We start from the raw sequence: 16,202 nt of genomic DNA, 5'->3' as shown, positions 1-16,202 counted from the left end.
GTCCGCCACCTGGCGCGTGTCAATCAGCGCGGGCTGACGATCAGGCGCCAGCGGATAGCACCTTGCTCGCTGCTGTGCTGATGGTGGTTTTGCGGCGGCATGACGTGGCCTTCCGTCGACACGATCTCGTGCGCGCAGCCGTCGCAGCGGTAGATGCCCGAATACGGCACGGCTTCGCCGGGCGAGGTCAGTTCATCAAAACGCGGGTGCATCGAGCGGGCCACGTAGCTGGGGTTTTTGTAGTCGGCCATGGATTCCTCTGGATGTGGGCAATGTCACTATTCTGGCACACAATCGTGCATGGCCTTGACCGCGTGTCTTGGCGCGCGTAGCGCCCTGTGTTGTAATGTTGATCATCCCGATTGAGTACGCAAGGCCATGAGAACCCGCATCAAGATCTGCTGCATCGCTTCCATCGATGAAGCGCAACTGGCGATTGCCGCCGGCGCCGACGCGCTGGGCCTGGTGGCCGCCATGCCTTCCGGGCCCGGCCCGATTCCCGACGCGCGCATTGCGCAGATTGCCGCCTGGACGCCGCCGCCCGTGGCCACGTTCCTGCTGACCGCCGAGACGACGGCGCAGCGTATCGCCGAGCACGTGCGCGCCACGCAACCATCCACCGTGCAGATCGTCGGGCATATCGACCCCGGCGAGGTGGCGCAGCTGGCGCGCTTGCTGCCGCATGTGCGGCGCGTACAGGTGATCCACGTGGCAGGGGCCGAGGCTTTGGCGCTGATTCCCGCCTATGCGCCCCATGTGCATGCTTTCCTGCTCGATTCGGGACGTCCCGGCGCATTGGTCCCGGAATTGGGCGGCACGGGCCGCACGCACGATTGGTCTGTCAGCGCGCGCTTCGTGCGCGCCAGTTCGCGTCCTGTCTTCCTGGCCGGCGGCCTGGACGACACCAACGTGGCCGATGCGCTGCGCCAGGTGCGCCCCTACGGCATCGACCTGTGCTCGCGCGTGCGCACCGATGGCAAGCTCGATGTCATGAAGCTGGCCCTGTTGATGGCGGCCGTGCGCGACGTGGATGCGGCGCTGTATGCGGAAGGTTAATCCGTCGTTGCCAACGCGTTCATCTCGCGCACGAACGCTTCCGTAAATGCCGCCACCATGCCGCTGGCCGCGCGCGGCGAGATCAGGCCGACGATGGAATGCGACTCCTCGTCCGGCAGCATGATAAAACGCACGCCGGGCGGTGCCACCAGGCGCATGCTGTCGGGGACGATGGCGATGCCCATGTTGGCCTCGATCAGGTTCAGCTGCGAGGTCTTGCGCGACAGGGCGCGCGCGGCCTTCGGAAAGAAGCCCTGCGCCAGGCACAGGCCCGCCACCAGATAACTCAGGCCGCCCCGGTCCTTGTGCGGGATCGAGACGAAGGCCTCGTCGCGCAGGGCGGCAATCGTCGTGCGCTGCAGCGCGGCCAGCGGCGACATCGCTGACACGGCTACCACCAGTTTTTCCGCAAACAGTTCGCGCACGATGATATTGGCGTGCTTGCGCAAGGTGGGCAGGCGCACCAGGCCCAGGTCGGCGCGGCCTTCCTCGATATCGGCCGCCTGGTTTTCCGACGAGCCTTTCGATACGTCCAGCGAAACGCCGGGAAATTGCGCCAGCAGCCGGTTCAACACGGCGCCGATGGCGGGCGTGAGGGTCACGGAGCTCGAATGCAGCAAGCGGATGATGCCTTGCGCCCCTTGCCCTACATGGCGCGTCTGGCGCACGGTTTCGTCGATGTCTTCGAGGATGCGCCTGGCCCGCTCATAAAATACCTGTCCCGCCGGCGTCAGTTCGATATGGCGCGCGTCGCGCGTCAGCAGCAAGGCTTGTACTTCGGTTTCCAGCTCCTTGATCTGACGGCTCAGGGCTGACTGTGCGATGTACAATTTTTCCGCTGCGCGCGAGTAGCTGCCTGCATCGACGACTTCGACAAAGTAGCGGAACTGTCTGATGGAAATCAATCGTATGCCTTTTCGAGATCGGTGAATGCCTGATTTGATATTAGCCTTGCCCCGGTGTTCAGGCTACAGTGGCCTGGTCTGCTGTCACTGCAAAGGAAAGACCATGCTGGAATTGATCGGGGTGCTGGGATTACTCGTCAGTATTATCGTAAAACTGATTTTCGTCCAGATCGGCGGTAGCCGTAGCGGCAAAGGCAAGGAAGATTAATATGCCAGGGTCGCCACATGCGGCGCAGGCAAGGTCAAGGCATGCAAGCGGCAAGCCGGCGTTGCCCCGTCCCACTCCGCCAGCGGCAAGCCCGCGCACTTGAGCGCCGCTTCGCGCGCCGTCCACGCCTGTGCCAGCGCTGCCGGGCGCAGGGCGGCAGGGCAGGCGGCCAGTTCCTGCACCACCTGCGGCCCCAAGTAGTCGCGCGCCAGAATGAACCAGTCGGGAATGTCCTGCACCCGCATCACGTCGATGCCGACGGCGCCATGCAGGCCGATGGCGGCCAGCGACAGTCCCTCGTCGTGGCTGAACGATAGGCCCGCCGCGCGTCCTGCCAGCAGCAAACGAGGAGGGGCGCCCGGCGTTGATTCCACCGAGATCGCCTTGATGTCCAGCTTCAGCCATTGCGCCGCCGCCTCGCGCACGGCCTGGCGCAGGCGCACGCGCGCTTCCATGCGGGACGGCGGCGGCACAATACCGATCACCAGCAAGCCATCCCCCGACCAGAAAACCGTACGAGTCATCAGATGCGATCAGTTGCGCAGCGGCGCCGCCGGGCAGCCGGCCCAGTTGCTGCCGGCGGGGATGTGTTCGCCCTTCATCACCAGGGTCAACGGTCCCAGGCGCGCATTGTCGCCCACCTTGGCGCTGTACAGCACGGAGCTGCGCGGGCCCATGTAGACGCGCTGGCCGATCTCCACGTGGTCGATCTTCATCACGCGGTCTTCGAACAAATGCGTCTGCGGGCAGGTCAGGGCATTCAGTTCGCTATAGTCGCCGATGTGCACGCAGTCGAATTCCGTGATGTCGGTCGTGTCCATGTAGACGCCGCGGCCGATCTTGCAGCCGAAGAGGCGGAAGGCCAGCGGCAGCCACGGCGTGCCGCGCAGGTAGCGCATGAAGTTGGGCACGGCGATGCCTTCGTACAGGTTGGTCACGCCTTCCGAAATCCACACGAACGGCGTCCACATGGGCGCCGCGTGCTTGCGGTAGCGTCCCAGCAGCAGCCACTTGAACAGCACGACGACGAGGAAATTGCCGATGCCGTAAGCCAGGCCGGCGATGGCCAGGTCGCTCACCACTTCGCCCCAGCGCCCCGCCCCCGCAATCGGCATCACGTCCAGCACCAGGGTGTAGCCGACGGCGATCACCACCGCGTGCGGCGCGACGATGCGGAACGCTTCGATCAGGCTGCGGCCCAGGCGGCGCAGCAAGGACGGCTTGAAGGTCAGGTGCTCGGCAAAGCCGCTGACCTGCTCGCGCGCGGGCAGATGCATGGGCGGAGAGCCCAGCCAGGTATCGCCGCTGTGCATCTGTTCATTGCGCGGCGCATGCGTGTGCACGCCGATCAGCACATGCTCGGGCAGCACGGTGCCATCCGGGATATAGCTGCCGTTGCCGACAAAGCTGCGGTGCGAGATGACGGTAGGGCGCATGGTCATCCAGCCGCCGTCGATCTGCTCGTCGCCCAGCATGACTGCATCGGCGATGAAGGTGTCGTCGCCCAGGGTCAGCATGTCGGGCACTACGCCCAGCGCCGTGGAAATCTCGGCGCCCTTGCCCACCTTGGCGCCCAGCAGGCGGTACCAGTAGGGCGCGTACACGGTAGCGTAAATGCCATGCAGGACGTTCAGGCTCGATTCCTGGATATGGCTGACCAGCCACTTGGCGCAATAGATATTGCTGTGCACGGGCGAGCTGCCCGGCTTCAAACGGGGCAGTGCGCCCCAGCGGATGGCGGCCGACAGCAGGGCGGTCAGCACGATCAGCACGGCGCTGGCGGGGAAGGCCAGCAGGAAGTAGCGGGCCAGTTGGGTCGTCACGTCGCGGCCCTGCAGCCACGGCATCATTTCGCGCTCGTCGAACCAGTCGATCAGCACGAAGCTGGGGAAGACGGGCATGAAGAACAGCACGGCGATCAAGACCATGCCGAAGCAGAAGAACAGGGTTTCGCCCGTCAGGCGCAAGCGCGAGACGGCGGGGCGCGGTGGCTGGCGGGCGGGATCGTAGGGGCCGATGTCGCGCGCGGGCGAGCCGGTCCAGACCCGGCCCGCCGGCACGGCCACGCCGTCGGCCAGCGCCGACTGGCCTTCCAGGTGGCCGAAGGCGTCCACCTTGGTATTGCCTTCCAGGATAGCGTAAGAGCTGATGCAGGCATCGTCGCCGATGCTGATCTGGCCCAGCAGCAAGCGGCCGCGTTCCACGCGGGCGTTTTCAAAGTTGACGGCATTGCCCACGCTGACGTTGTCGCCGATGGACAGCAGGTCGGGCGCGCGCAGGGTCATCGAGCCGATGACCACTTCCTTACCCACTTTCGCGCCCAGCGCGCGCAGCCACCAGCTATTCAGGGACGAGCCACTGAGCAGGTAGGCGGGCGCCGATTCGACCAGGCGGTCGGCCAGCCACCAGCGGTAATAGGTGACACCCCACAGCGGATAGCTGCCCGGCTTCAAACGCCCGGCAATCAGCCACTTGCCGGCAATCGCAATGGCAAATTCGGCCAAAGTCGCCAGCAGGAACACGCCGATGGAGGCGGCGATGGCGCGCGGCACGGTGTCGCCCGTGTCGCCCGTGAAGAAATGATAGGTGAAGAAGGGCGCCATCCACTGCGCCATGCGCAGGGTGACGAGGCCCGGCACGGCAGCCGCCTGGGCGGCGCCGCAGATCCAGCGCTTCAGGGCCGATGGCGGCGTCCACTCCGCCTCCGGCGTGGCCAGCGCGGGCACTTCGTTCAGCACGGCGGCGATCTTGCCGATCTGGCGATTGTGATAAATGTCGCGCACCGTCATATGGGCGTAGGCCGGATCGGCGCGCAGGGTGGACGCCAGGCGCGCGGCCAGGAAGGAGTGGCCACCGAGGTCGCTGAAAAAATCGAGCTGGCGCAAAATCGCCTGGCCGGGGAACAGGGTCGCCAGCGCCGCGAACAGGGCCGCTTCGGCCGGCGTTTCCGGCACGTCCGATTCGCCCACCTCGCCGGCCGGTGGCGCGGACAATGGCATGGCTTTCAAGGCCTTCCTGTCGATTTTTCCCGAGGTCAGGCGCGGCATCAGCGGCAGCAGCTCGAAGCGGCCAGGCACCATATACGGCGGCAAGTGCAGGTTCAAGGCTGCGCGCAAGGTTTTCGCGGCCAGGGCGTCGTCGCTCGCCTCGTCGCTACCGACAATATACGCCACCAGCTGGTCGATGCCGTCATCCTTGCGCAACAATACGGCCACCGTGCCCACGCCCGCCTGCTGCGCCAGCACGGCTTCGATTTCGCCCAGTTCCACGCGGAAGCCGCGAATTTTCACCTGGTCGTCGGCGCGGCCCAGGCACAGTACCTGGCCGTCGGCGTCGATGCGCGCCAGGTCGCCCGTGCGGTACAGGCGCGCATCATCTTCGCTTGTCGCCCACGGGTTGGGCAGGAATTTTTCCACCGTCAGGTCGGGCCGGCCCAGGTAACCCTCGGCCAGGCCGGGGCCGATGATGCATAGCTCACCCGTTTCGCCGCGCGCCAACAGGGCCAGGGGACGGTTTTCACTTGGCTCGGCCACCTGCAACACCAGCAAGCCATAGTTGGGCAGCGGCGTGCCGATGGTGACGGGTTCACCGGGCCGCAGGCGCGCCAGGCTGCACGACACGGTCGCTTCCGTGGGGCCATAGGTGTTGAACATGGCGCGGCCCGGGCGCGACCAGCGTTCGACCAGGGATTCCGGGCACATCTCGCCGCCCAGGTTGATCAGGCGCAGGCTGGGCACTTCCTCGGCGAACAGGGCCAGCAATGTCGGCACTGCGTGCAGTACGGTGACGTGATTGGCTGCCAGCGCGCGCGGCAACGCTTCCGGGTCGCCCGAGATATCCTTGGGTCCCAGCCACAGGGTGGCGCCCACCAGGTAGGCGATCCAGATTTCCTCGAACGACATGTCGAAGGCGACGGAAAAGCCCTGATAGACGGTGTCGTCTTGCGTGACTTCCAGCACGGCGTTTTCGCTGCGCAGGAAGTGGCAAATGCTGCGCTGATTGATCAGGATGCCCTTGGGTTTGCCCGTGGAACCCGATGTGTAGATCACATAGGCCGGGTGTTCGGGCAGCACGGCACCGCGCGCGGGCAGGTGTTCGCCCTGCGCGGCGGGGGCCAGCAAGCCTTCCGCCGTCCAAACGGGGCGCTTGACGCCGGCATCAAACAGGCGCGGCGCGAACTGCGCGCAGCTGACGACGCCAGCGCCATTGGCGTCATCGAGGCATACTTGCAGGCGTTCCACGGGCGTGTCTTCATCGACGGGCAGCCAGGCGGCGCCCGCCTTGGCAATCGCCGCCTGCATCAGCAATAGAGGAGCGCCGCGCGGCAGCCACAGGCCCACGATGTCGCCGGGCTTGACGCCGGCCGCCACCAGGCGCGACGCGGCCAGGCCCGCCTGCGCATCGAGTTCGGCATACGTGATGCGGCGCTCGCCATCGATCAGCGCGATCTGCTGCGGGCAGCGGCGGGCCGTTGCCTCCAGCAGGTCGGCCAGCACTTCCTCGCGTAGCAGATCCGGTCGCGGCGGGCCGTACAGGATGTCGGCGTGGGTGGAAGGGATGCCTGGGCTGACTGCGGTGAAATCGTTCATGGATGACGCTTATCTGTAGTGCGGTGTGAGGAATCTGACGGGCTGCGCATGGTGCACAGCACAGTTGATACAGTACAGCACGCAAGATATTTCAGCGTTGCAGAACGGGGAATTTCGCGGGGTTTTCAGCAATTATGTGGCTGCAGGTTCAACTGCCATGATTACGGAATGTAAAACGCGGAAACATGGCGCCGATTTGCGCCACAGTGCTCGCCGCCGGATAACCATGCAGGGGGTGGCCGACCAGCGCCGCATCCGCGCAGCCTTCGGCGCGGAACTGCTGCAGCACGTAGTTATCGACGCCCTTCGCGGCCAGGGTGGTGGCCAGGGCCAGCAACTGTTCGTCCGGCAGCAAGTCCGGGTGGGTGGTGGTGCGGCATTCGTAAGCGACGCCGCTGGCGAGGATAGCGTCCAGGCAGGCGCGCGCGGGTTCGCCGCTGCCGGCCACGCGGGTCACAAGACGATAGTCGGCAAACGGCGCCTTGATGTCGAAGCCGACCCAATCGACCAGGGGCAGCACTTCCTGCAGGCGCTGAGGATAGATGCAAGCCGTATGCAGGCCGATGCCGAAACCCAGCGCCTTGACATCGCGCATGGCGCGCGCCAGTGCCGGGTCCATGCAGGCTTCGCCGCCGCTGAAGACGACGGCGTCGACCAGGCCCAAGCGGCGGCGCAGCCAGGTCAAGACGTCCTGCCAGGGCATGGCGCCTTCCGGCGTGCGCGCCTGCAAGTGCGGATTGTGGCAATAGCCGCAACGCCAGGGGCAGCCCTGCACGAACACCACGGCCGCCAGCTTGCCCGGATAGTCGGTGGCGGAAAAGGGCGTCAGGCCGCCCACTTTCAAATCAGCCGCCATGGCAGGCGGGCTGGCCAAGCCGGGCGCTCGCTTCCGTAAAATACTGGCGTTCATGGAATTCGCCCTGCTTGCCGATGTTGAACGAGGCGACAGGGCGGTGATAGCCCATCACGCGGGTCCAGATTTCGCAGCGCTGGCGTTCGGTGTCGAGCAGGGTGATGGCGGGAGTAACGTCGGGACGTGCGTTCATGGTGTTTCCTCAAGTGATGGAGCAGGGTGGGCTTGCTTGCGGGCGATCAGTTCCGCGTCGCAGGTGGGGCAGAATTCGTGTTTTCCGGCCAGGTAGCCGTGGCGCGGGCAGATGGAAAACGTGGGCGTGACGGTGATGTAGGGCAGCGAGAAGCGGCTCAACGCGCGTTTCACCAGTTCGCGGCAGGCGTTGGCGTCCGACAGTGCTTCCGTCATGTACAGGTGCAGTACCGTGCCGCCCGTGTACTTGCGCTGCAGCGCATCTTGCAATTCCAGTGCCTCGAACGGGTCGTCCGTGTGGCCCACGGGCAGCTGCGACGAGTTCGTGTAATACGGGTTATCGACCGTGCCGGCTTGCAGGATGGCCGGATAGCGCTTGCGGTCTTCGCGGGCGAAGCGGTACGTGGTGCCCTCGGCCGGTGTCGCTTCCAGGTTGTACATGTGGCCCGTCTCTTCCTGGAATGCCACCATGCGGGCGCGCACGTGGTCGAGCAGGCGTATCGCCAGCGCATGGCCTTCGGCGGACGTGATGTCGTAAGCGTCGCCGCTGAAATTGCGGATCATTTCGTTGATGCCGTTCACCCCCAGGGTGGAAAAGTGATTGCGCAGGGTGCCCAGGTAGCGTTTCGTGTAAGGGAACAAGCCTTGCTGCATCAGTTCTTCGATGGTGCGGCGCTTGATTTCCAGACTGACTTTCCCCAGTTCCAGCAGGCGGTCCAGGTCGGCCAGCAGTGCCGCTTCGTCGCCGCGCCACAGGTGGCCCAGGCGCGCGCAGTTGATGGTGACCACGCCCAGGGAGCCCGTCTGCTCGGCGGAACCGAACAGGCCATTGCCTCGTTTCAGCAGTTCGCGCAAGTCCAGTTGCAAGCGGCAGCACATGGAGCGGATCATGTTCGGCTTGAGTTCCGAATTGATGAAATTCTGGAAGTAGGGCAGGCCGTAGCGGGCCGTCATCTCGAACAGGCGTTCCGCATTTTCGCTATGCCAGTCGAAATCCTCGGTGATATTGTAGGTGGGGATGGGGAAGGTGAAGACGCGGCCCTTGGCGTCGCCCGCCATCATGATCTCGATATATGCGCGGTTGATCATGTCCATCTCCGCCTGCAGCTCGCCATAGCTGAAGTCCATCTCCTGGCCGGCGATGACGGGAATCTGCTCGCGCAGGTCGTCCGGGCAGACCCAGTCAAAAGTGAGGTTGGTGAACGGCGTCTGCGTGCCCCAGCGCGATGGCACGTTGAGGTTGAAGATCAGCTCCTGCATGTACTGGCGCACGTCTTCGTAGCGCAGGCTGTCCTTGCGGATGTAGGGTGCCATGTAGGTGTCGAAGGAGCTGAACGCCTGCGCGCCGGCCCACTCGTTTTGCAGGGTGCCGAGGAAATTGACGATCTGGCCGATGGCGCTCGACATGTGTTTCGGCGGGCCCGATTCGATCTTGCCCGGCACGCCATTCAAGCCTTCATGCAGCAGGGTACGCAGCGACCAGCCGGCGCAATAGCCGGCCAGCATGTCGAGGTCGTGGATGTGCAGCGCCGCTTCGCGGTGTGCCGCGCCCACTTCCGGCGGATACACCTGGTCCAGCCAGTAATTGGCGATGACCTTGCCCGACACATTGAGGATCAGGCCACCCAGGGAATACCCCTGGTTGGCGTTGGCGTTGACGCGCCAGTCGCGCCGTTCCAGGTATTCATTGATGGACGCGGCAACATCGACCTGGCCGCGTGTGGGGGGAACTGCATTCGTCGTCATGAAACCTCCAATAAACACAACATGCGGTGTTTTTATGAAGGTTATCTACTAAATGTAGTGCCGTCAAAGGGGGCGTGCAAGCGATTCGCGTATCCTTGATCCAGGTGAAAAATACACCTCAGCCGGTTTTATTCCAGCGCGTTTCGCGCAGGATCAGCCAGCTCGCGCAAAAGAACGCGGCGCCACAGGCGGCGATGCTGGCGACGGAGGCGGGCAGTACGTGGGTCCAGATTTCCAGCGGCGAATAGGTGCTCCAGCTGGCCACGCGCGCATCGAAGGTGGCGTAGTTCGCCAGCAGCCAGTAGATGGCCAGCAGGCCCGTGCAGATGGCGGCCTGACGCAGCAGCGGCAATTGGCGGCGCGCGAACACGGCCAGCAGGAACAGCAGCAGTACGCCCGGATAGGCGCCCAGCACTTCCGGCGACAGCATGGAGATGGTCCCTGCGTTATCGCCATCGGTCGGGCCGGCCCACTGCACTTGCAGCGCGGTGAGGAACAGGGTCAGAAGGAAAATCAGCAGCGGTTTGCGGGTCATGGTGGGCATTTAAACAGGAGGAAAGACAGGCATTTTACAGCCAGGTCAAGCAAGTTGAAGGTGCGCCAGCCATGCATGCATTCCTTCACCTGCGTCAACGACTGGGCATATGGGCGGGGCTATAGTCTGCAGCCTGAGCCGATACAGGACTGTGAATATCATGATGCTTGAATCAACTACCGCCACCCGCGTGGCCGGACCGCTGGAACTGGTCTGCCCCGCCGGCAGCCTGCCTGCCCTGAAAGCGGCCGTCGACAATGGCGCCGATACCGTTTACCTGGGCTTTCGAGACGCCACCAATGCGCGCAATTTCGCCGGCCTCAATTTTGACGAGAAGGCTATCGCCGAGGGCGTGCGCTATGCCCACCAATACGGACGCAAGGTGCTGCTGGCGCTGAATACCTATCCGCAGCCGCACAACTGGGCCGTGTGGCGCAGCGCCATCGACCGTGCCGCCGCGGCGGGCATCGACGCCATGATCGTTGCCGATCCGGGCCTGATGGCCTACGCGGCGCAGCACCAGCCGCAGCTGCGCCTGCACCTGTCCGTGCAGGGCTCGGCCACGAATTATGAAGCGATCAACTTCTATCACGAGCACTTCGGCATCGCCCGCGCCGTGCTGCCGCGCGTGCTGTCGATGGCGCAGGTGGAGCAACTGATCAGCAAGACGGAGGTGGAGATTGAAGTGTTCGGCTTCGGCAGCCTGTGCGTGATGGTAGAAGGGCGGTGCGCGCTGTCGTCGTATGCGACGGGCGAGGCGCCGAATACGCACGGCGTGTGCTCGCCGGCCAAGGCCGTGCGCTGGCTGGAAACGCCGAACGGTCTGGAGTCGCGCCTGAACGGCGTGCTGATCGACCGCTACGCGCCCGGTGAAAACGCCAGCTATCCCACCCTGTGCAAGGGGCGTTTCGAAGTCAATGACGAAGAGTATTACGCTATCGAGGAGCCGGCCAGCCTGAATACCTTGGCGCTGCTGCCGCAACTGATCGCCATGGGCGTGCGTGCCGTGAAAATCGAAGGCCGCCAGCGCAGTCCCGCCTACGTGGCGCAGGTCACGCGCGTGTGGCGCGAAGCGATCGATGCCTGCCGCGAAGGCAAACCGCGCTACGCCGTCAAGCCGGGCTGGATGGCGGCCATGGACAAGCTGGCCGAGGGCCAGCAGCACACACTCGGCGCCTACCATCGCTCCTGGAAATAGCAAAACCTACTGCGCGTCCCGGGGCGCGGCCTGCGATGCTCACCGTGCTTGAGCACGGCTGCGCTTCTCGGCCTCGCCGCGAGCCGCTCGCTACGGTTTTGTCACTTAAACATACTGGAAAAGGCATGCTAAAACTATCGTTGGGTCCTTTGCTGTACTACTGGCCGCGCGCCACCGTCTTCGAGTTTTACCAGCAGATCGCCGGCACCGCCGTCGATATCGTGTATCTGGGCGAAACCGTCTGCTCGCGCCGGCATGAACTGCGCCTGGCCGACTGGCTCGATATCGCCGACATGCTGGCCGCTGCCGGCAAGGAAGTGGTGCTGTCGACGCAGGCGCTGATCGAGGCGGGCGCCGAACTGGCGACCCTGCGCCGCATCACGGGCAATGGCCGCTATACGGTCGAGGCCAATGACATGGGCGCCGTGCACTGCATGGAAAAGGGCGCGCCCTTTGTCGCCGGCCCCCATTTGAACCTGTTCAATGGCCCCAGCCTGCAACTGCTGGTGCGCCTGGGTGCGCGGCGCTGGGTGATGCCGCTGGAAATGGGACAGGCGGCGCTGGCCGAGATGCAGCGCCAGAAACCGGAAGGGCTGGAGACGGAAGTGTTCGCCTATGGCCGCATGCCACTGGCGTTTTCCGCGCGCTGCTTCACGGCGCGCAACCGCAACCTGCCGAAGGACGACTGCGGCTACAGTTGCCTGGAAGAACCGGACGGCCTGCTGCTGCGCACGCGCGACGAAGTGCCGTTCCTGGTACTGAATGGCACGCAGACGCAGTCGGCCCTGGTCTACAACCTGGTGCGCGAACTCGACGCCATGCGCGACATGGGCGTGGCGGCGGCGCGCATCAGTCCGCAGGCCATGCATACGGAGCAAGTCATCGCCATCTTCGACCGCGCCCGCCGCGGCCAGGTTAGCGGCGTTGGCGCTCAGGCCCAGCTGGCGGCTTGCCAGCCGGCCGGTGCCTGTGACGGCTACTGGCACGGCCAGCCCGGCATGGAACAGCACGCCGCTCATTGAACCCATCGAAAGGAAGCACTATGCAAGATCAACTGGACAGATTGCCCGTCCCGGCCAAGCCCGCCATGAGCAAGGCCGCCATGTCGTACCGATTGCCCGAACCGCTGGCCGAATTGCTGTCCAAGCTGCCGCCGTATCCCGCCTCCTGGCTGTTCGTGCAAGGCTTGAACCGCCTGCTGGCGCCGCAATTGCCCGACGATGTGCGGCGCAGCCTGGAGGGGCGCAGCCTGCGCCTGCGCTTGCTCGATGCGGGCATCGCCTTCGATTTCGAGTGGCAGGGCACGGTGTTCGTGGCCGAGCGCTATGTGGACGTGCCGGACCTGTGCATCGCCGCCAGCGTGCATGACTTGATGCTGCTGGCGCGGCGCCAGGAAGATCCTGACACGCTGTTCTTCAGCCGTCGTTTGAGTCTGGAAGGCGATACGGAGCTGGGGCTGCTGTTCAAGAATACGCTCGACGCCATCGAACTGCCGCCGTTCGATTTACAGGCGCTGGGACCGCGCCGCGTGCTGGCGCATCTGCGCGACCGGGGCGCGCGGGAAGGCTGAGCGGAGCAGGGGGAGCGGAGAAGGGCTGGAGCAAGCGTTCAGTGGCGGCAGTGGCCGCAGGCGCCGCTGCAGGACGGCAGTTGTTCTTCATCGGAGGACTCGCCCATGAAACCGGCGTCGTTAACGGCCGCCAGCAGGCGCTCTTGCGTAGCCAGCCGTTCGTCAAATTGCACCGTGGCGCCGTGGCGCGCCAGCGAGACGCATACGGTGGCCACGCCCGAGACGGCTTCGAGCGCGCCCGTCAACCTGTCGGCGCAGCCTTCGTGATCCATACCGATAATATTCAAGCGCGCTGTTTGCATGGGTTCCTCTTGTTTTTCAAATAAAAAAACAGCGTAGGCGAGGGGCGCGCATGCCGTCCAGAGCAGCACGCAAGATTTATTTTCTATTTGCGGTTTTATTGATCTGGATTAATTCCCTCTCTCCAAGATAGCCTGGAACTGCTGTTGTTTTATACACAGTTTCCTTATTCCAGTCGACAAGTGTGGCATGCTGCGCGATACTGTCATTCTGATAAGAACGCTGATGAAAGCGCTGGAAAGGAGGGGCCATGCAACGCCGCCCTCTGCTTATGCTTGCCGGCCTGTGGCCATTCGGCGCGGCCGCCGGCACGCCGTTGCCGCTCGTGTATCCGCGCCACCAGGCACTCAATGATCCGCAGCAAGGCTACGTGACGGCTTTGCTACAACTGGCGCTGGCGCGTTCGGGCCGGGCGTATGCCTTGCGCCGTTCCGCACTGCGCATGGTGCAGACGCGCGCCATGCAGGAAATCGCCACGGCGTCGGGCAGCGTCGATGTCGTGTGGGCCATGACGAGCCGTGTGCGCGAAACGCAATTGCTGCCGGTGCGCATCCCCATCGACCGTGGGCTGATCGGTTGGCGCGTGGCCCTGATCCAGGCGCGCCAGCCGCAGTTGCTGCGCGCCGTACGCAGCATAGCCGCCCTGGCGCGGCTGTCTGCCGGCCAGATGCGCGACTGGCCCGACTCCGCCATCCTGCAAGCGAATGGCTTGCGCCTCGATACCTCGAGCACCTACGAAGGCCTGTTCCAACAACTGGCGGCAGGGCGCATCGATTACTTTCCCCGTTCCGTGATCGAGGCGCAAAGCGAACTGGCCAGCCATGCGCAATTGCCGCTGGCGCTCGATGCCCACCTGGTCATCCGCTACCCGGCCGCGCTGTATTTTTTTGTCGGCAGGCACCGGCCGGAACTGGCACGCCACATTGAAATCGGACTGGAAAGCATGCTCGCCGATGGCAGTTTCGCGCAGCTGTTTCAGCACTATTTTGGCCGTCTCGCAGATGGCCTGAAGCTGTCCCATCGGTACGTGCTGGAGCTGGCCAATCCTGACTTGCCGGAGGAGACGCCGCTGGCGCGCAAGGCACTTTGGTATCGTCCACATCATTACTAGTGGTTTTATTGATCGGTGTCAAACCACCTCTTCAATCGTGCGCAGGATGTTTGATGAAACGCAAGGCGAGTTCAACAGAACACCTGTTGACACTTATAAAGTTTTCGCCGAACATAATTCTACTTTGCAAGATTTTACCCGCACAAGGCGCCATGGCAGCTGTCGTGCAGGACACTGTGCGCGCGTTCAACAGCCAGCTGCGGCCAGCCATCCTTGTAACCATCCGTTATCTTTTCGAAGGTTCGTCCATGCTCGATTCGATCACGTCAGTATTGCACCAAGTGCCAGAATTGGCCCTGTTCCTGGCGCTGGCGCTCGGCTATGCGATAGGGCAGATACGCTTCGGCCCCATCCAGCTCGGTGGCGTGTGCGGCACCCTGATCGCCGCGCTGCTGATCGGCCAGCTGGGCATCACCCTGGACGCGAGCGTCAAGAATGTCTTCTTCATGCTGTTCATTTTTGCCCTCGGCTATGCGGGCGGTCCCCAATTTTTTGCCAACCTCAACGCCAAGGGCTTGCGCCTGGGCCTGTTGTGCCTGATCGAAGTGGTGGTGGTGCTGGCACTGGTGCTGCTGGCCACGCGTTTCCTCGGTCTTGACCAGGGCACGGCGGCCGGCATGATGGCGGGCGCGGCGACGGAATCTGCCGTCGTCGGCACGGCCACGGACGCCATTTCCAAGCTGGCCTTGCCGGCCGCCCGCATCGCCGAGCTGCAGGCCAACGTGGTCACCGCGTATTCCATCACCTACATCTTCGGCCTGATCGCCATTGTCATCGTCACCAGCCAGATTTTTCCGCTGTTGTTGCGTGTCAACCTGCGCGAGGAAGCCGATAAATTGTGGGAAAAGATGGGCGGCGCGCAGACCGATGGCGACGGGGTGCAGGCGACGCCGGAAATGGTGGGCCGCGCTTACCGTATCAGCCGTGGCGCGGGACGTCGTCTCGATGCCTTGCAGCATATTTTTGCGGGCCGCGCCAGTATCACGCGCGTGCGCCGGCATGGCAAGGTATTGCCTATGGAACCCGCACTGCGCCTGCGCAACAACGACGAAGTGCTGGTGATCGGCCACCGGCCCGCGTTGGTGGCGGCTGAAGCTATCCTGGGCGAGGAATTTGCTGACACGACAGGCTTGAACATGGCCGTTTCGGCCGTCGAAGTGGTGCTGCAGCAGGCGGGCCTCGTTGGCCAGCCCCTGCGCCAGTTGGCCTTGCCTTCCGGCGTGCATGTGGCGGCCGTCGTCCGTGGCGAGCACAGCATGCCGCCCCTGCCGGATCTGGCCTTGCAGCGCGACGACGTGCTGCGCCTGTATGGCACGACGGAAGGGCGCGATCTGAACACGGCGCTGGCCGCCATCGGCAAGCGCGTGCCCTCGGGTGCGCGCAGCAACATCGTCTACGCCAGCATCGGCATCGTGCTCGGTGTGTATATCGGCGGCTTTACCGCCAAGCTGGGCGGCATTCCCTTTTCGCTGGGCACGGGCGGAGGCGCCTTGCTGACGGGCCTGGTGTTCGGCTGGTACCAGGCGAGAAAGCCGGGCATGCCGGGTATTCATCCCAGCGCGCTCGACATGATGAAAGATATCGGCCTGGCCACCTTCATCGCCTGCGTGGGCCTGGCCTCCGGACCGCAGGCGATCGATCTGATCCGCCAGTACGGGCTGTCGCTGCCGCTGATGGGGGTCTTGATCGCCGTCATTCCCGCCTCGCTTTCCTTGCTGGTAGGTCACTTTTTCCTCAAGCTGGAAGCGCCCGTGTTGCTGGGTGCCATCGCCGGCCAGCAGTGCAGCACGCCGGCCCTGTCGGCCGTGCAGAACGCGGCCGGCAACTCGACACCCCTGTTGGGGTACACGATTACGTATGCCATCTCGAACGTGGTGCTGCCTTTGCTGGGACCGCTCATCGTGGCCCTGGCCGGCTCCGTCCACGCATGAGGCACAGG

General features: G+C 64.3%; 15 protein-coding genes. 6 read left to right on the top strand and 9 right to left on the bottom strand.

Translation table 11 applies throughout. The features are described 5' to 3' along the window. Positions 1-23 precede the first annotated feature (23 nt). On the bottom strand, positions 24-251 hold the full coding sequence (locus ACQ4W7_RS20975) for a hypothetical protein (RefSeq protein ID WP_070218305.1): 228 nt from the start codon (positions 249-251) through the stop codon (positions 24-26). A 127-nt stretch (positions 252-378) separates the two neighbouring features. Between ACQ4W7_RS20975 and ACQ4W7_RS20970 the strand changes: the two genes are divergently transcribed. Continuing rightward, positions 379-1,056, top strand: coding sequence for a phosphoribosylanthranilate isomerase (locus ACQ4W7_RS20970; protein ID WP_426074872.1), 678 nt, complete (start codon positions 379-381; stop codon positions 1,054-1,056). Here the strand turns inward: ACQ4W7_RS20970 and ACQ4W7_RS20965 are convergent. The 7 genes from ACQ4W7_RS20965 to ACQ4W7_RS20935 all read right to left on the bottom strand — a co-directional run bounded on the left by ACQ4W7_RS20965 (position 1,053) and on the right by ACQ4W7_RS20935 (position 10,084). After that, on the bottom strand, positions 1,053-1,961 hold the full coding sequence (locus ACQ4W7_RS20965; RefSeq protein ID WP_426074873.1) for a LysR family transcriptional regulator: 909 nt from the start codon (positions 1,959-1,961) through the stop codon (positions 1,053-1,055). The two genes, ACQ4W7_RS20970 and ACQ4W7_RS20965, sit on opposite strands and share 4 nt — an antisense overlap. A gap of 204 nt (positions 1,962-2,165) precedes the next feature. Continuing rightward, positions 2,166-2,693, bottom strand: coding sequence for a 4'-phosphopantetheinyl transferase family protein (locus tag ACQ4W7_RS20960; RefSeq protein ID WP_426074874.1), 528 nt, complete (start codon positions 2,691-2,693; stop codon positions 2,166-2,168). A 9-nt stretch (positions 2,694-2,702) separates the two neighbouring features. Next, complete coding sequence (locus ACQ4W7_RS20955) at positions 2,703-6,758, bottom strand: Pls/PosA family non-ribosomal peptide synthetase (protein WP_436532974.1); 4,056 nt, start codon at positions 6,756-6,758, stop codon at positions 2,703-2,705. Between the two features lie 148 nt (positions 6,759-6,906). After that, positions 6,907-7,614 carry an anaerobic ribonucleoside-triphosphate reductase activating protein gene (locus ACQ4W7_RS20950; RefSeq protein ID WP_436532972.1) on the bottom strand — a complete coding sequence of 236 codons (708 nt, stop codon included), beginning with the start codon at positions 7,612-7,614 and terminating at the stop codon, positions 6,907-6,909. Further along, on the bottom strand, positions 7,604-7,804 hold the full coding sequence (gene nrdD / locus ACQ4W7_RS20945) for an anaerobic ribonucleoside-triphosphate reductase (protein WP_426074877.1): 201 nt from the start codon (positions 7,802-7,804) through the stop codon (positions 7,604-7,606). Before nrdD ends, ACQ4W7_RS20950 begins: the two co-directional genes overlap by 11 nt. Then, positions 7,801-9,549: a ribonucleoside triphosphate reductase gene (locus ACQ4W7_RS20940; protein WP_436532969.1), complete on the bottom strand. Its 1,749-nt coding sequence runs from the start codon at positions 9,547-9,549 to the stop codon at positions 7,801-7,803. The genes nrdD and ACQ4W7_RS20940 overlap by 4 nt, the downstream gene beginning before the upstream one ends. Before the next feature lie 118 nt (positions 9,550-9,667). Beyond that, a complete protein-coding gene (locus ACQ4W7_RS20935) occupies positions 9,668-10,084 on the bottom strand; it encodes a hypothetical protein (RefSeq protein WP_436532967.1) in 417 nt (138 codons plus the stop codon). A gap of 160 nt (positions 10,085-10,244) precedes the next feature. Here ACQ4W7_RS20935 and ubiU point away from each other — a divergent pair, with 160 nt between their 5' ends. From ubiU to ubiT, 3 genes are all read left to right on the top strand, one after another. Beyond that, entirely contained in the window at positions 10,245-11,282 is a 1,038-nt protein-coding gene (ubiU, locus tag ACQ4W7_RS20930; RefSeq protein WP_426074880.1) for a ubiquinone anaerobic biosynthesis protein UbiU, read from the top strand. Positions 11,283-11,407: 125 nt separating this feature from the next. Beyond that, positions 11,408-12,304 (top strand): ubiquinone anaerobic biosynthesis protein UbiV, encoded by an 897-nt coding sequence (gene ubiV, locus ACQ4W7_RS20925; RefSeq protein WP_426074881.1) that lies wholly within the window; start codon positions 11,408-11,410, stop codon positions 12,302-12,304. A gap of 20 nt (positions 12,305-12,324) precedes the next feature. Next, on the top strand, positions 12,325-12,852 hold the full coding sequence (gene ubiT, locus ACQ4W7_RS20920) for a ubiquinone anaerobic biosynthesis accessory factor UbiT (protein WP_426074882.1): 528 nt from the start codon (positions 12,325-12,327) through the stop codon (positions 12,850-12,852). 38 nt (positions 12,853-12,890) lie between these two features. Here the strand turns inward: ubiT and ACQ4W7_RS20915 are convergent, their stop codons facing one another. Then, complete coding sequence (locus ACQ4W7_RS20915; protein ID WP_426074884.1) at positions 12,891-13,154, bottom strand: heavy-metal-associated domain-containing protein; 264 nt, start codon at positions 13,152-13,154, stop codon at positions 12,891-12,893. A 248-nt stretch (positions 13,155-13,402) separates the two neighbouring features. Here ACQ4W7_RS20915 and ACQ4W7_RS20910 point away from each other — a divergent pair, with 248 nt between their 5' ends. Further along, the gene (locus ACQ4W7_RS20910) at positions 13,403-14,263 is read left to right on the top strand and encodes a hypothetical protein (RefSeq protein ID WP_426074885.1); all 861 of its coding nucleotides are present in this window, start codon (positions 13,403-13,405) and stop codon (positions 14,261-14,263) included. A gap of 152 nt (positions 14,264-14,415) precedes the next feature. Continuing rightward, complete coding sequence (aspT, locus tag ACQ4W7_RS20905) at positions 14,416-16,194, top strand: aspartate-alanine antiporter (protein WP_436532964.1); 1,779 nt, start codon at positions 14,416-14,418, stop codon at positions 16,192-16,194. The last annotated feature ends 8 nt before the right edge of the window (positions 16,195-16,202 follow it).

This window comes from Janthinobacterium algoris (genome assembly GCF_051380935.1).
GTDB lineage: Bacteria > Pseudomonadota > Gammaproteobacteria > Burkholderiales > Burkholderiaceae_D > Janthinobacterium.
Note: the sequence above shows the minus strand (reverse complement) of the source record. Positions and strands in the feature narration are given on the sequence as shown.

Bases quoted from the DNA above. Each gene is read 5' to 3' on its own strand.
- ACQ4W7_RS20975 (WP_070218305.1), bottom strand. From the start codon at position 251: ATGGCCGACTACAAAAACCCCAGCTACGTGGCCCGCTCGATGCACCCG.
- ACQ4W7_RS20970 (WP_426074872.1), top strand. From the start codon at position 379: ATGAGAACCCGCATCAAGATCTGCTGCATCGCTTCCATCGATGAAGCG.
- ACQ4W7_RS20960 (WP_426074874.1), bottom strand. From the start codon at position 2,693: ATGACTCGTACGGTTTTCTGGTCGGGGGATGGCTTGCTGGTGATCGGT.
- ACQ4W7_RS20955 (WP_436532974.1), bottom strand. From the start codon at position 6,758: ATGAACGATTTCACCGCAGTCAGCCCAGGCATCCCTTCCACCCACGCC.
- ACQ4W7_RS20950 (WP_436532972.1), bottom strand. From the start codon at position 7,614: ATGGCGGCTGATTTGAAAGTGGGCGGCCTGACGCCCTTTTCCGCCACC.
- nrdD (WP_426074877.1), bottom strand. From the start codon at position 7,804: ATGAACGCACGTCCCGACGTTACTCCCGCCATCACCCTGCTCGACACC.
- ACQ4W7_RS20940 (WP_436532969.1), bottom strand. From the start codon at position 9,549: ATGACGACGAATGCAGTTCCCCCCACACGCGGCCAGGTCGATGTTGCC.
- ACQ4W7_RS20935 (WP_436532967.1), bottom strand. From the start codon at position 10,084: ATGACCCGCAAACCGCTGCTGATTTTCCTTCTGACCCTGTTCCTCACC.
- ubiU (WP_426074880.1), top strand. From the start codon at position 10,245: ATGATGCTTGAATCAACTACCGCCACCCGCGTGGCCGGACCGCTGGAA.
- ubiV (WP_426074881.1), top strand. From the start codon at position 11,408: ATGCTAAAACTATCGTTGGGTCCTTTGCTGTACTACTGGCCGCGCGCC.
- ubiT (WP_426074882.1), top strand. From the start codon at position 12,325: ATGCAAGATCAACTGGACAGATTGCCCGTCCCGGCCAAGCCCGCCATG.
- ACQ4W7_RS20915 (WP_426074884.1), bottom strand. From the start codon at position 13,154: ATGCAAACAGCGCGCTTGAATATTATCGGTATGGATCACGAAGGCTGC.
- ACQ4W7_RS20910 (WP_426074885.1), top strand. From the start codon at position 13,403: ATGCAACGCCGCCCTCTGCTTATGCTTGCCGGCCTGTGGCCATTCGGC.
- aspT (WP_436532964.1), top strand. From the start codon at position 14,416: ATGGCAGCTGTCGTGCAGGACACTGTGCGCGCGTTCAACAGCCAGCTG.